Origin of the sequence: Vibrio pectenicida, from assembly GCA_024347015.1 — a bacterium.
Taxonomy (GTDB): domain Bacteria; phylum Pseudomonadota; class Gammaproteobacteria; order Enterobacterales; family Vibrionaceae; genus Vibrio; species Vibrio pectenicida.
In genome coordinates, this window is record AP024890.1 from 725,187 (window position 1) to 738,915 (window position 13,729).

11 protein-coding genes are annotated in these 13,729 nt (G+C 39.2%); 8 read left to right on the top strand and 3 right to left on the bottom strand.

What is annotated here, in order from left to right; all coding sequences use genetic code 11:
• Nucleotides 1–107 precede the first annotated feature (107 nt).
• Nucleotides 108–620 (top strand): GNAT family N-acetyltransferase, encoded by a 513-nt coding sequence (locus OCV27_RS18220; RefSeq protein ID WP_125322800.1) that lies wholly within the window; start codon nt 108–110, stop codon nt 618–620.
• Nucleotides 621–724: 104 nt separating this feature from the next.
• Here the strand turns inward: OCV27_RS18220 and OCV27_RS18225 are convergent, their stop codons facing one another.
• Genes OCV27_RS18225 through OCV27_RS18235 form a run of 3 tightly spaced genes read right to left on the bottom strand, consistent with a single transcriptional unit; the run spans nt 725 to nt 5,941 of the window.
• A complete protein-coding gene (locus OCV27_RS18225; protein ID WP_125322799.1) occupies nt 725–1,177 on the bottom strand; it encodes an Lrp/AsnC family transcriptional regulator in 453 nt (150 codons plus the stop codon).
• A 34-nt stretch (nt 1,178–1,211) separates the two neighbouring features.
• Complete coding sequence (gene tssM / locus OCV27_RS18230; protein ID WP_125322798.1) at nt 1,212–4,607, bottom strand: type VI secretion system membrane subunit TssM; 3,396 nt, start codon at nt 4,605–4,607, stop codon at nt 1,212–1,214.
• Nucleotides 4,608–4,609: 2 nt separating this feature from the next.
• A complete protein-coding gene (locus OCV27_RS18235) occupies nt 4,610–5,941 on the bottom strand; it encodes a type VI secretion system ImpA family N-terminal domain-containing protein (protein WP_125322797.1) in 1,332 nt (443 codons plus the stop codon).
• 483 nt (nt 5,942–6,424) lie between these two features.
• On the opposite strand from OCV27_RS18235, the gene OCV27_RS18240 reads away from it, so the two are divergent.
• The 7 genes from OCV27_RS18240 to OCV27_RS18270 all read left to right on the top strand — a co-directional run bounded on the left by OCV27_RS18240 (nt 6,425) and on the right by OCV27_RS18270 (nt 13,675).
• The gene (locus OCV27_RS18240; RefSeq protein ID WP_125323363.1) at nt 6,425–7,027 is read left to right on the top strand and encodes a hypothetical protein; all 603 of its coding nucleotides are present in this window, start codon (nt 6,425–6,427) and stop codon (nt 7,025–7,027) included.
• Between the two features lie 12 nt (nt 7,028–7,039).
• Nucleotides 7,040–8,383 carry a type VI secretion system-associated FHA domain protein TagH gene (gene tagH, locus OCV27_RS18245; RefSeq protein WP_125323362.1) on the top strand — a complete coding sequence of 448 codons (1,344 nt, stop codon included), beginning with the start codon at nt 7,040–7,042 and terminating at the stop codon, nt 8,381–8,383.
• Complete coding sequence (tssJ, locus tag OCV27_RS18250) at nt 8,376–8,876, top strand: type VI secretion system lipoprotein TssJ (RefSeq protein ID WP_125323361.1); 501 nt, start codon at nt 8,376–8,378, stop codon at nt 8,874–8,876. Before tagH ends, tssJ begins: the two co-directional genes overlap by 8 nt.
• An 11-nt stretch (nt 8,877–8,887) precedes the next feature.
• Nucleotides 8,888–10,213, top strand: coding sequence for a type VI secretion system baseplate subunit TssK (gene tssK / locus OCV27_RS18255; protein WP_125323360.1), 1,326 nt, complete (start codon nt 8,888–8,890; stop codon nt 10,211–10,213).
• Entirely contained in the window at nt 10,210–11,001 is a 792-nt protein-coding gene (icmH, locus tag OCV27_RS18260) for a type IVB secretion system protein IcmH/DotU (protein ID WP_185759852.1), read from the top strand. The genes tssK and icmH overlap by 4 nt, the downstream gene beginning before the upstream one ends.
• A gap of 712 nt (nt 11,002–11,713) precedes the next feature.
• Nucleotides 11,714–12,454, top strand: coding sequence for an SDR family oxidoreductase (locus OCV27_RS18265; protein ID WP_125323371.1), 741 nt, complete (start codon nt 11,714–11,716; stop codon nt 12,452–12,454).
• A gap of 12 nt (nt 12,455–12,466) precedes the next feature.
• The gene (locus tag OCV27_RS18270) at nt 12,467–13,675 is read left to right on the top strand and encodes an acetyl-CoA C-acetyltransferase (protein ID WP_125323372.1); all 1,209 of its coding nucleotides are present in this window, start codon (nt 12,467–12,469) and stop codon (nt 13,673–13,675) included.
• Nucleotides 13,676–13,729 lie beyond the last annotated feature (54 nt).

Consider the following 13,729-nt stretch of genomic DNA (forward strand, 5'->3'; position numbering starts at 1 on the left):
TAAGTAATCATAGCGTTAAAATAAAGAAAAAATTTAGTAAATTTATACAGTTAATCGTATTGCTATGAAGCCTAGCCTTTTAATATCTTTCTGAGTATGGAGAAACGATGGAAATTAGATCCGAGCGTCTGGTTATGACACAGTTGAAGGCGTGTGATCGTGATCTATATTACTTTTTACATTCCGACCCAGAGATTATCGCATTATGTTTTGATGAGCCATCAAATGATGAGCTAGAAGCAAAATTTGAATATTGTTTACCTACTTGGAATAGAGAGTCTGGACATTGGCTTTGCTTGACAATCTCAATTTTGGAGACGAATGAAAAAGTTGGTATTACAGGATTAAAAGTAGAAAATGGCGTAGCAGAGGTTGGTTATTTGTTGCTGCCTAGCTTTTATGGTGTGGGTTATGGCACAGAATCATTGAAAGCATTGCTTCATTGGGCCAGAATGAACTGCGATATTAACGAGTTTAGTGCCGTCGTCACTGAGGGCAACATAGGCTCGGAGCGTGTATTAGAAAAGTGTGGTTTTACTCTTCAAAGAATAATACCTAATGCATATCAAATTGGTGATCGAATGTATGCAGACCACTGTTATCGTATCATTAATACTTAGACAATATTTGATTGAGAAGGCAAAAAGCCACATAAAAAATATGTGGCTTTTAAATATATACCTACGCCTTGGATTAAAAAGTGTAGTAATTGTATTTATGGGCCTTATCGTCGAATCGGTTCGTGCAATATCACAGTGTTATTTAATGACTCAATGCCGTTAAATGACTCTATCTCATTGCACAAGGTGTGGATCGACTGAAGATCGGGTGCCTCGATAAGAGCGATAATATCGTACGCGCCACCGACGATACTGGTGACTCTTACCTCTGGAAGCTCTTTTAGTGCTTCTGTGACATTGTTCTTCTTTCCTTTTTCACAAGAAATAAGTAGGTAGCTAGACGCTAACCTACCTTCTTTCTCTACTCGAATTTGGGCGGTATAGCCTTTTATAATACCGGTTTTTTCCAGTCGGCTGATACGCTCAGCGACAGCGGTACGTGATAAACCAATATTTCGCGATAGATTCGCTATTGATTCTCGGCCATTTGACAAAAGACTTGAAAGTATTTTCCTATCTAATTTGTCTAATCCTTGAAGGTTTGTAGTTGACATCATTATCCTGCCTTACGTTGTTTTTATTAGTTTGCTTTTATAAGTTGATGGTTTCGGGTAGTGAGAAGTTATATAGCTCTGCTAAGGTAAATGGATTCCTTTGCGCGAGCGGTTTCACTCTCAGTTTCAGATCACGACCTGAAACAGTTATATCACTAACAAAGCTACCATCATGTTGATTTGTTAGTGTTGATTGGCCTAATAGTCTGTAGATTGCCCACTGACCATCCTTGCTCAATACGTACTGTTTTCCTTCATTTGTTACGTCCTGAATAGTAATACTGACGTTAAATTCCCCATTTTTTGGTGGCCATACCAATTCTTGGATTCGACTTGGACCATGGTAATAGCTCATTTTTGAGTCGGCGACTCTAATAGTTGCACGTATTGCACTTGAGTCTAAGTCTAGGACTTTAGTTGTAAATGGAATAGATACGCGGTTGGTGCTCTTATTGATTAATGTGTCACGTATGACATTGTAATTTTTAAGTTGCACCAAAAGTTGTGGAGTTAGAGGCATGTTTTCACCCTCTACTCGTTTAGGTGTCCAGAGATTAGTATCGTAAAATGATGCTAAGTTTTCTTGCGCAAAAGTATCTATGATTCCACCTTTTGCAAAAAGCAGCTCGAAATCTTCTAGCGTAATTTCTTCTTCAGCATTCAAATCAAAAGGATATTTGTTGAGTGCTAAGTCTTTATACTTTGTATATACCTCACTATACCATTGGCTTTGCACACCTTTCGCTGATTCTTTGATCATGACAGACCAGCTTTGTTGGACAAAACCTAGCAACCAACTGCGAACTGGTTCTGGAGATTTCTGAGCAATTTGTTTGAGGCGTATTATCGGATCAGCTTCTGAACTTTGCATACGTTTTCGAGCTGCCAGCAGTGAAGCCATCTGTGGATCCGGTGAGTCGGCTATGTCTTTCATGTAGGTTCTTAGCTGGCTTAATGCTGTTACGATTTCATCCCAAGGAGCAGGAGAGTTTGGCGTCTCGTTAATTTGTAGCTGATTTAGCTGATAGAAAGCTTGTTCGACACGGCGCATCAATAAGTAGTCAGGTTGCACAAATTCTTCGGCTGAATCGGCAAGCTTATCTATAGCTTCAGTTGCCGCTTTAGGTAGCTTATTCGCGATAAGCTCGTTTTCTCCTGTTGGTGAGAAATGTGTATTAGAATAAACTTGTTTTAATACAGTAGTGAGGGGCGATGCAGGCCCTGAAACAAGATCAATGGCGTTAGTGAGATCGTCAATAGACTCATACTTCTTAACTTTTAATTCACTTAACGCATTTCGCCAGTAACTTACGTAGTCATCGGTATATCTTTTGCGAATCTTATCTTTGAACTTTTCATGTTCTTTTTTGCTTGGAATAACATTGTTAGACAACCCCAGAACCCAGTCATTGGTAATCACGTCTTTAGACATTAAATCAATTCGTGGGCGATAAAAGGTGCTAAAGCCTGTCGCAGTATAGACTTTACTGATATCAAGTAGTTGTTGGTCCACTTTATCATTGAAAACATTGTTAAAGTCAAAGCCGACGGCACGTCCTAAATTTAGAGTGCCAAGATCGATATTTTCAGCTTGGTGAATTAATTGCGCATAGACAAGATCAATATTGGATTCCGCGAGCAATGTACGACGTGTTGCTCGTACTATGTCCATATTGATGTTTACTGGTGGAAAATCAGTTCTGAAGTAAGCATTGAGATAGTTCATTGTTGTATCGACTTGTTTTTGATCATTAATTATCTTGGATAAAGTCGAATTGGTCTGTCTATCCATGTAGGTTAAATCACGCTTACTTGGTTCTTTAAGCATGAGGTAACCTTTTAAAACAGGTAATGCCTTAAGTGGTTGATCTTGATACTGGGTCAATTGCACTTGGTAGGTTTGTTCGATAACAGGGACTAATTCATTTTGAATAGAATCGAGTAGTGCTTGATAGGCGATCTGAGTTGTGGGTTCTAAGCGACTTACATGAAGAGAAATCACCTCTTCATCCATAGCTTTACTGCCCTCTAACCATGCCTTGTAAATAGGGTCGATTTTCTTAATAGCTTTAGCTAAATTTAAGTCTAACTGCTGGTTAGAGTCTGAAGCAGTAGCTTCTGTTTCAATATGGAGTAACTGATATATAACGCGAAGGTTGCTATCGAGTGTGGTGCCTAACAGATAAGCACCTGCGGATAAAAATATAACAGAGGCGACCATAGCCAAACGGCTTTGGCGTAATATACGTTTGAGATAGGTCTTATTTTCTCCTGCAAAGTCTGCTTCAGGCAGAATTTGGGACTCAACCAAAAATCGAATGAAGTACGGTGTTTCTGATAGTTGAGTATGCTCAGAGGCAATGATTGGAAGGTTGAAATAGGTACTACAACTTTTAGCTAGTAAATTGTACTTACGTCCACCTTGAAGGCACGAAGAAAAAAATAACTCTCTTAAATCTAAATAGTAAGAACCACGATTAACCTCACTTAAGCGTTGAACGACATATTCAATCTCTTTTTGACAAATCTCAAGCTGCTTTGGAAATGAGAGAATAGCTTGTTTCTCTTTGGTATCATTCGATCCAGAGGTAGAATCTAGGGCATTTTTCTCGATAACTTTAACTAGGTTATCGAAGCTATCGCGGTAGTAGTCTAGCAGAATCCCTTTAGCGTCTTTAAGAGCAATAGATAGATACTCAACATTGTGTTTGAGAGGGCTTAGCTGAATATACTCTTTGAAGCCTTGTAGTTTATCTAATTTAGACACAATCATATAGATTGGAAGAGCTGTATTGGTACGTTCGCAGATAGAAGTAACGCGCTCAATCAGGGCCGTTAGGGTATAATCGATTTGTTCTTCTTCAGAAATTATTAAAAACTCTAGGTCAGTAAAGAACAAACAACCTGCAAACGGTTTACGAGGTCGACTCTTAAGCACTTCGGCAACTAATGTTGCCCATAATAATGTGTCAGAAGCAGAGACTTCTTGAAATATTAACCTTTGGTCTGGTTTTAGGTACACGGCTTCGTCAGACTCGTACCATTCAAAAAAATCATTTTTTGCAGTCTTTGAATTATCTAGAGTTTTGATCGCATTTGAACTAAACAAGAACTGCTTTTTACCCGCAGCGCGGTTGCCGAGTAGCAAATAAATCGGTTTGCCTTTAGAGCTAATAAGAAGTGGTCTCAAAACTAAGCCCAAGGCTTCTTCTTCAGTTTCAAGTTGTTGATCGCGACTTTGTTTTTTCTTTCTAAAAAAAAGTACCGCTTGATAAGCTAAAAATACAAGAGCGATGATACCAATGCCGATAAACCAAATCGTCTTTGTTACAGTATCAGGTGCCCAGAAGTGAGCAGCAGAGAGTCCAACAATAAACACTAAGGCGAGTACAGTGGAGAGGAAAATCGGATGACGTATTATATTTTTTAACATGGTTATTCAGCCACAACTTTATCTAGTGATGTTTGGGTTTGTATCGTCTTGAGCTGAGCGATTTTATGTAAGTAAACGTTTATCAAGACTAGGGAGCGATCAAGCTCGGTTGGATCATTGGTCTTTTCGGCATATTCAATTCGCCCTAGGAGAGGAAATAGTGAGTTACTATATTGATATGCAAGTTTGGTATTGTTGTTATTGTCACCAAGTTTTAAGTTTGCAATGGCTGTTCGTGCACGTGAAAAGCGATTACTGATGTCTTTAAAGTCTTGTTCCATCTGACTTTCAAAACGATTAAGCTCAGTTGATAATACTTGCACGGAGGATGAGTCTGAATAAAGGTTCGCAAGGTTATCAGTAATTTCGATCAACTTTGATAATTGACTTACTTTCTCTGGTGAGCGATCTAAGTCAAAAACTGCCTTATCAATAGCACTAATGAGTGGCTGTTTGAGCTGCTCGATAGTGTTTTGTTTTTCAGCACTGAGGCCTTGTGTTACTTGTAGTAAGACCGAGATATTATTTGAAGCAATTTTTTGTTTGTATTCCGTTAGCAATTGTTCTTTTTTTAGATAAAATGCACTTAAAGCAAATATAAAAACACCTACGACAACGGCGATGGTCCACACGGCAGAACGATTGCTTTCTGGTTTAGTTTCAGGCTCAGGTAGTGTTTGATTTGCTAGGGGATTAATTTTTACCGTTATACCAGGCGCACTATTATTTTTTGCCTGCGCCTTTTCTGTTTGTTGTTGAGATTTCTTTTTCTCTTGTTCTTTTTTGTCCTCAATATCTTTGATCTCATCAATGAACTGACTAAACATACGTCTTATTCCACCGAGTGAGGGAGCTTTGTGCCCAAAATAGAGTCTCAGTTCTTCTTCTATTCTTAAGCAGACTCTGTGCCCAGCTTCGAGGACAGCTTTATCTTCAAGGTTGATGTTAAATTGTTTGACTCTTTTTTCACCATGCTCCGCTAACCATTCAAATGCGCCTATTCTAGCGCTAGACTTCGTTACTTCTGGGTAAGACGATGACCAATAAACCACACATAAATCTAAAATAGCATTGAGTGCATCGACAAATCCGCTCAGACCATCGTTATGTGCTGAAGCTACTGCGTAATAGCAGCCACAACGTAAGTCTTTGCTCTTACTTCTAAGTATCCCTTTGGACAACTGCTGTACTTTTTTCCAAGAGACGCGCCCCGTTACTTTATTGATATTGTTTATTTGTCGTTTTATCTCCTCAAAATCTTCGAGGTTGTTCGGGTTGACTCCACAAGGAGTCTGCTCGTTTATTGGCCGTCGAGCGAAGTCTGAAAAGTACATTAATCCTACCCAAGTGACGCTAGTTATAAAGACTCAACCAAGTTTATATAAATTCTTAATTAAGGTGATTAATTATCAAAAAGGTTATTTTACGTGGGAGAATGGTAATTTGTAGATAATATATTGATTAAAAATGATTAAAGTTTATTAACTGTGAACGATGTCAGTTAGTACTAAAGTTTAGATGATATTATTGTAATTATCGTCCGGTTGTATAATAGCCATTTGGTTAAATAAACGCCATGCTATAAATATGATTGAGTATACAAATAATTTCACATAAAAGTGAGTTCTTTAAATCGCCTGTATGAAATTTTCCAGACAGTCGAAGTGTCTATTTTTCTAGGGAATAAGAAGGTAACACTAGGAGAAAGGAAATAATTGTGTGGGATTTTTTTTTCGCTATTGAATTTGTAACTTACCCTGTTATTTTGCTCACTTCTTTATTTAAGTTTTTACTTTAGACCTTTTGAGGGTAAAAGGATGAGTAAGTTAAGTCTGTGGGGTTTATTGGCCCTAGCATGCACAGTATCGACGGCAGTCAATGCGAAGGGAGAGCGCTACGGTGGCTCTGTAAGTATGTTGAGTATTGATTCGATAGAATACGAGCAAGGAGACAGTGGTACCGCTGATACAATACGTTATGGCTTCGTGCATACTCGACCAATCGATGAAGATAATAATCGTTGGAGATGGTGGCTAGGGTTCAACTACCTTAGTGAGTCAATTGATGCACCGGCAAACGGCATTTATCAAGAAGTTACCAATTATGAATTACGAGTTGTTCCTCAGTATGCATTGGGTAACTGGTCAATTTTTACACCTTACATTGGCCTAGGTATTTCAGCCGCATATAGCCAATATGCTAATCGTTGGCCAGTTGATGGTGATGGATTCAAGTATGGTGCACAACTTGATGATATTGACCAGTTTGAAGCAGGTGCGGTAGCAACTATAGGTACAGTAATTAAATTGGGGAGTAATCCGGACGCCCATATCCAAATTGTTCCACAAGTTTCTTACATTCTGCCAATCTACAACGATGGTTTAGGTGGGCTTGAACTTTCAATGTCACTCCTATTTTAGAGGGTAATAGCTTTGTTAGAGCGCTTGGTCATAGTCATATCTAAGCACCCTGAAGAATATACGGGAGCAAAATTTGTAGAATTGCCAGACAGTGGTGGCTCTATTGGGCGTAACCCCGGTTGTTCAGTACCTTTGATTGATCATAATCGTTACATATCCAGTACCCATTGCCTTGTTAGTATATATGGTGATGCATATTATATTAGCGATGTTAGTACTAATGGCTTGATTATAAATGGAAATAAGTTACTCAAGAACCAACCAATTCCGATTCATGAAGGAGATACGATTACTCTAGGTCAGTATGAGTTATCAATCAGTGTTGAGAGAGAGACGGATACCTTAGATATTGCTTGTGATATTACTCCAGATAGGGATAACAAAGATCCATTATTGAATTTGGAGGAGATTGAATTTGAGCTGGAACAAGAAGGGCCATTAGAGGAAATTTTCATTGAGACTCAATCAGAAGAAACTGATCTGTCCGATCCTATGACACATTTAGATTTTTCATTAAAAAAAGATGATAACCATCTGATTAGAACAGAAGATCATGCGTCTGAAAGAGTTGCGGCAGTTGACGAGTCTACACGCCAGCTTGTTGATGATAGTTTAAGTGTTTTTTCCGAATTTGATGCTCCGAGTTTAATTCCTGAGGATTGGATGTCTGGCGAGGAAACTCGCACTATTGAGGTCGTGACGCCAAAAGAGTCAGCTTTAGATATTAAAGCTGAACAGTCTAGTCGCCAGTTAAAACCTTCTTTCGAGCGTTCAGTTCAAGAATGGGAAGAAATGGCCTCTAGCCACGAAACACATCAAGTGAATGAAAATGAGATAAAAGCGACTTCAGAGAAAGGTGGAGTCATTGACGCTTTCAGAAAGGGATTAGGCATTACGGATAACTCTTTATTGGAAGAAGATCCGCGTCTTTTTGAACAAATGGGTATGTGCTTACGCTTGTGTATGACTAGGTTACAGTATGAACTTGTTGAAATTGAAGAGTTGAAACAATCTCCTGCGGCTACAGACACTGATCTTATTAGCTTGATGCTTGACCTAAATAAGCAGAGCATGCTCTCACCTAATGAGCTGGTGGAACAAATGCTTGATGAAATTAGCGAACATAAATCGCTCTATGAGCAAGCACTAAACAGTTATGTTCAACAAAGTATTAGTCAATATGACCCGATAGTATTTGAGCAAAAACATGAAAATAAAGGCTTTTTGATCAAACAAAAGCTTTGGGACTCATATAAGTTACATTATTTGGAGAGTTTGAAAGGTGTTCATGGTATTGGCACAAAGAAACTCGTACAAGAAAACTATAATAGGCTGTTAAAAGAAAAACATGCGTAAATATATCGTCATTATATTCCTGTTATGCTTATCGGGCTGCTCGATGTGGGAACAGTTTAAAGAATCGAGTGGTATTACGCCGGAAACCTCTTCTATCGAACTGATAATTGAAGCATCTCCTCAGCTTAACCTACGTAAAAAGGGCCAACCTTCCCCAGTTATATTGCGTATTCATGAACTAACATCGCCTGTTTTGTTTCGTAATCTTGATTTTTTCGCTTTGTTTGATAATGACAAAGAGTCTCTCGGTGATGAATACATAAAGCGCTATGAGTACCAGCTAAAGCCGGGTGAGAAAATTCACCAAGTCTTAGAATTGGATCCTGCCACACGAGCGCTAGGGTTTTCTGCCGCTTTTCGTGACATTAATGGCTCATCATGGAGAAAGCTTGAACTAATTGAAGAGAAATCTGAGTACTTCTTGAAACTTAAGCTAGAGGAAAGCGAATTATTGTTCGACTCTACGCGTGGAATTGAACAAACTTATTTTTAAGGAATATCAAGATGTCATTATATAATCCGGTGGTGTGGCAAGATGGTATGTTCATGAAGCCACAGCATTTCCAACAGTTAGATCGATCTCAAACTAAACGAAATAGTATGTTGTTCTCCAGCAGTTCGCCCTTATTTTGGGGGGTAAATCGTATAGAGATAAATACTGAGTTGTTGACACAGGGTAAGATTGCTGTGACAAGTGCGGCGGGTATACTGCAAGATAAGACGCCTTTTGATTTGCCGCTTCTTGCAGATGTCCCTGACGTTAAAGAAGTCGATCCTTCTATAACAGATAAAGTTATCTATTTATGTTGCCCACTACCGTCAGAGCGAGAGGAGTTGTTTGGTTCTGATAGAGATGATGCTCGTTATATCGTCGGTTATCAGGATGCGGTTGATTCTTGTTACGATAATGAAGATACCGCTAATATTGCAGTTGGAAAATTGAAATTTTGCCTGATGTACGAGGACGAGGATCGAAGTGCTTTTACTGGTATTCCAATCCTCAAAGTATCAGAAGTGAAAGCGGATGGTAGTGTTGTTCTTGATGAGCGTTATATACCTACTTGTATTGATATTAAGGCATCAGAATTATTGGCAAAGTTTACTAATGAATTTGCCTCTATGCTAAAGCATCGTGCTGAGTCCATCGTCGAGCGACTTGGTACAGTGGACCAGCAGGGAGTTTCTACTGTATCAGACTTTATGCTTTTACAAGCGCTGAATCGTTATGAGCCGCTATTTTGGCATTTTTCGAGCGTAGAAGGAGTTCATCCCGAGTCTTTATATCGAATTCTTCTCCAAGTTGAAGGCGAGTTGTCTACCTTATGTTCAACATCACGCAGGCCACCAGATTTTGTTGAGTATAACCACGGTGACTTGACTCTCTGTTTATCAAAAACACTTGATCATTCCAAGCGAACTCTGAGTGTAATGTCTGAGCAACGAGCTATACCGCTGACACTCCAAGAGCAGAGTTTTGGCATCCGTACTGCTGTGATTCCGGATAAGAAGGTTGTCGAATCCGCAACCTTTATCTTGGCAGTTAAAGCGGATGTTACACTTGATATTCTTCATACACAGTTTGTAAGTCAAACTAAGGTTGGAGCTATCGACAATATACGCGATTTGATTAATCTTCAATTACCGGGCATTAGCATCAAGCCTATGCCAGTAGTACCTCGAGCTTTACCTTATCATGCTGGCTATACCTATTTTGAACTTGAGAGATCAAGTGAGGAATGGGCAGCACTTGAGAAAGCTTCAGCTATTGCTATACATGTTTCCGGTGACTTTGCCAATCTATCACTTCAGCTATGGGCAGTGCGAGTATGAGCTACATAGATAACGATGTTACTGTTGTACTTTTCCAACCTGACCCAGGTAAACCAATGGAGGTTATGCCTGCCCCTGATTTATCTAGAAACATTGCAGTTAAAGACCCTAATATTGAGACTATGGGCGTTAATCCTTTGGTTGATCAGTTTTCATGGTTAATTGCCAGTCTGTCTTGTATGTCTTCTATTCCATGGTTGGAAGACCCTCAGCCATTTAGGGAGCAAATTGCGAGAGAAATTCGTAAAGGCGAGCGTAAATTGAATGAGATGGAAGTTGATAGAGCATCTGTTCTGGTTATCCGCTATTGCTTATGTGCCGCTATCGATGAAGCGGTATGCCGTCAAGAGTGGGGAGCAAATAGTAATTGGAGCCAAAATAGCTTATTGGCGGAATTTCATAATGAGACCTCTGGTGGTGATAAGTTTTTCACCATACTAGAGCGACTAAAAGCTGATCCTAGACGTTACCGTTACGTGATTGAGTTGCTGTATCTTCTTATCCAACTCGGCTTTCAGGGTAAGTATGGCCGCGAAGAAAGGGGACAAGAAAAGCTCGCAGATATCGCAAATACCATTTATCGCTTAATCAAGGATGAGCGGATGGCTGAAAATGAGAAAGTTTCGCTGGTTAATTTAAAAGCTAAATATCTCAAACAGCCTTTGAAGCGTGTTATTCCTCCTAAAGTGACCCTTGGAGTGTCTGCTTTATTATTTTCAGTTATGTATCTCGTTACCTACGTGATCATTAATACAAACTTTCATAATCTGCTAAACAACTTTCAGTAAAAAAGTCTGCATTCTGCAGACTTTTGTCTCTAAAACTATTCACTAAGTCTAGAAATTACATCTAATTTTTTACATTATCCTGTATTTTTAGGTGTGAACAAGTAGCCACCTACTATTTGAATTTAGTGGTCAGGTAGTTTCTAGTATCCCATTTATACTATTTTATTAGCAATATAATAAGAAAGTTAAGTTAAATTTTTGTATTTACTAATACATTAATGTAATCATTATTGATTACAATTAACACATCTTAAACAAATATTCTTTTGTGAAAATTAGTTAATTATAAATTGAGAGCAAATTAATTATTAAATTAAAAATTAATAAGAATTAATTAATTTGATAGATAAATATAAATGCATGAAATAGAGATTAAAACTAATGAAATATATGAAAATAATGGAAAGTATATAATAAACATAGCCTTAGCATCTAATGAGTTAAGTATTCCTTTGTGAAAACCTATTAAAAACAAATAGATAGCAACAATTAACATTGGGGTAACATTTCACGATATATGAGATCTTGCTCAACATTATGCAACTAAGTTCAGAAATTGTTTGAACTGTAATATTAAGTCTTTACCTTAAAATAACAGAACAGGAATGATAGGTTCCTGACTAATATATAACTAATGACGTTGGTTGGTGTTTATTTTAAGCACCGGTGATATAGCAGAAAAATATTTTCTGTTACGAATGGAGTCTCATCGATGAAAAAACTTGCTTTGGTCACAGGATCAAAAGGTGGTATAGGTTCTGCAATTTCTTCGCAGTTAGTTAAGGACGGTTATCGTGTAATTGCAACCTACTCTACAGGTAATTATCAGAGTGCTTTAGATTGGTTTGGTGAAAAGCAATTTAACCAAGATCAAGTTCGCTTATTTGAGCTTGATGTGACCGACACAGCGCAGTGTGCAGATAGGTTAATTCAGTTATTACAGGAAGAAGGAACCTTGGATGTTGTGGTCAATAATGCAGGTATTACTCGTGATTCCACATTTAAGAAGATGAATGCTTCAGCTTGGAAAGATGTGATAGACACTAATCTAAATAGCGTATTTAACGTAACTCAGCCCCTGTTTGACGCTATGTGTGAGAAAGGTAATGGGCGCATCATTAATATATCTTCTGTAAATGGTTTAAAAGGGCAATTCGGCCAAGCTAACTACTCAGCGGCAAAAGCTGGGATGATCGGGTTTTCGAAAGCGCTTGCAGCAGAAGGGGCAAGAAGTGGCGTAACGGTTAATGTTGTGGCTCCAGGTTATACGGGTACACCAATGGTTGAGCAGATGAAACCAGAAGTCTTGGAAGCAATCAAGGCTCAAATACCGATGAAACGTTTGGCGACACCAGAAGAAGTTGCTCAGTCTGTATCGTTTTTAGTCAGTGATGCTGGTGCTTATATTACAGGTGAAACTTTGTCTGTAAATGGCGGCTTATACATGCATTAAGGTGAGTGACCAATGGAAAAAATTTATATTGTAGCTGCTAAACGAACCCCTATTGGATCCTTTGGTGGCACTCTGAAAGACATTTCTGCCGGTGATTTGGGTGCTGTTGCGATTAAAGCGGCATTAGAAGCAGGGAATATAGAACCAAAACTTGTTGATGAAGTAATTGTTGGCAATGTGGTTGGTGCTGGACAAGGTATGGGGATAGGTCGTCAAGCGGCTATTTATGCTGGTATTCCTGCTAATGTTCCTGCTTACACTTTGAATATGGTTTGCGGCAGTGGAATGAAAGCATTGATGGATGCAGTTAGCCATATTCGCGGTGGCGATGCTTCTATTGTTGTGGCTGCTGGTGTAGAAGTGATGTCTCAAATCCCTTTTGCTACCCCAAGTAACATCCGCGATGGTCATAAAATGGGACATATGAATCTGACTGACCTACTAATTAGTGACGGTTTGACTGATGTGTTTAATCAATACCATATGGGGATGACAGCGGAAAATGTTGCTCGTGAAGTAGGGGTCAGTCGAATTCAGCAAGATGAGTATGCCCTTTCAAGTCAAATGAAAGCCGCCGCTGCAATTGAAGCCGGTAAGTTTGAAGATGAGATTGTTGCGGTTGATGTAAAACAGCGAAGAGATACCATTAGATTCTCGACGGACGAGTATCCTAAAGTCAACGCAACGCTTGACGGTTTAGCTAAGCTGCGTCCAGCGTTTGAAAAAGAAGGCTCAGTTACGGCTGGTAATGCTTCGGGTATCAATGATGGGGCAAGTGCCATTATTGTTGTTAGCGAAAGCGCGGTCCAAGAATTTGGATTCAAGCCTATAGCCGAAATTGTTAGCTATGCTCAATCAGGCCTTGAGCCAGAGATCATGGGGCTAGGTCCTGTGGAAGCCGTCACTCAAGCATTGAGTAAGGCTGAGATTTCAGCTGGTGATGTTGATCTTTATGAACTCAATGAGGCGTTTGCAGCTCAAGCTTTGGGTGTCATACACCAGCTGGCTGATATTCATAATATACCAAGCAGCTCTATTTTGGAGAAAGCAAACGTAAATGGTGGAGCGATAGCACTTGGTCACCCGCTTGGAGCATCGGGAAATCGAATTTTGGTTTCTCTAGTTCATGAGCTAAACAGAAGAAATGGTAATTATGGCGTTGCTTCCCTGTGTGTAGGCGGGGGTATGGGCACGGCAGTAGTCGTCAAGTCAATCGCTTAAGTTCGAGTTAGTCGAATTTAAGCCAACAATAATGGAATTAACCCAGGAGTATTA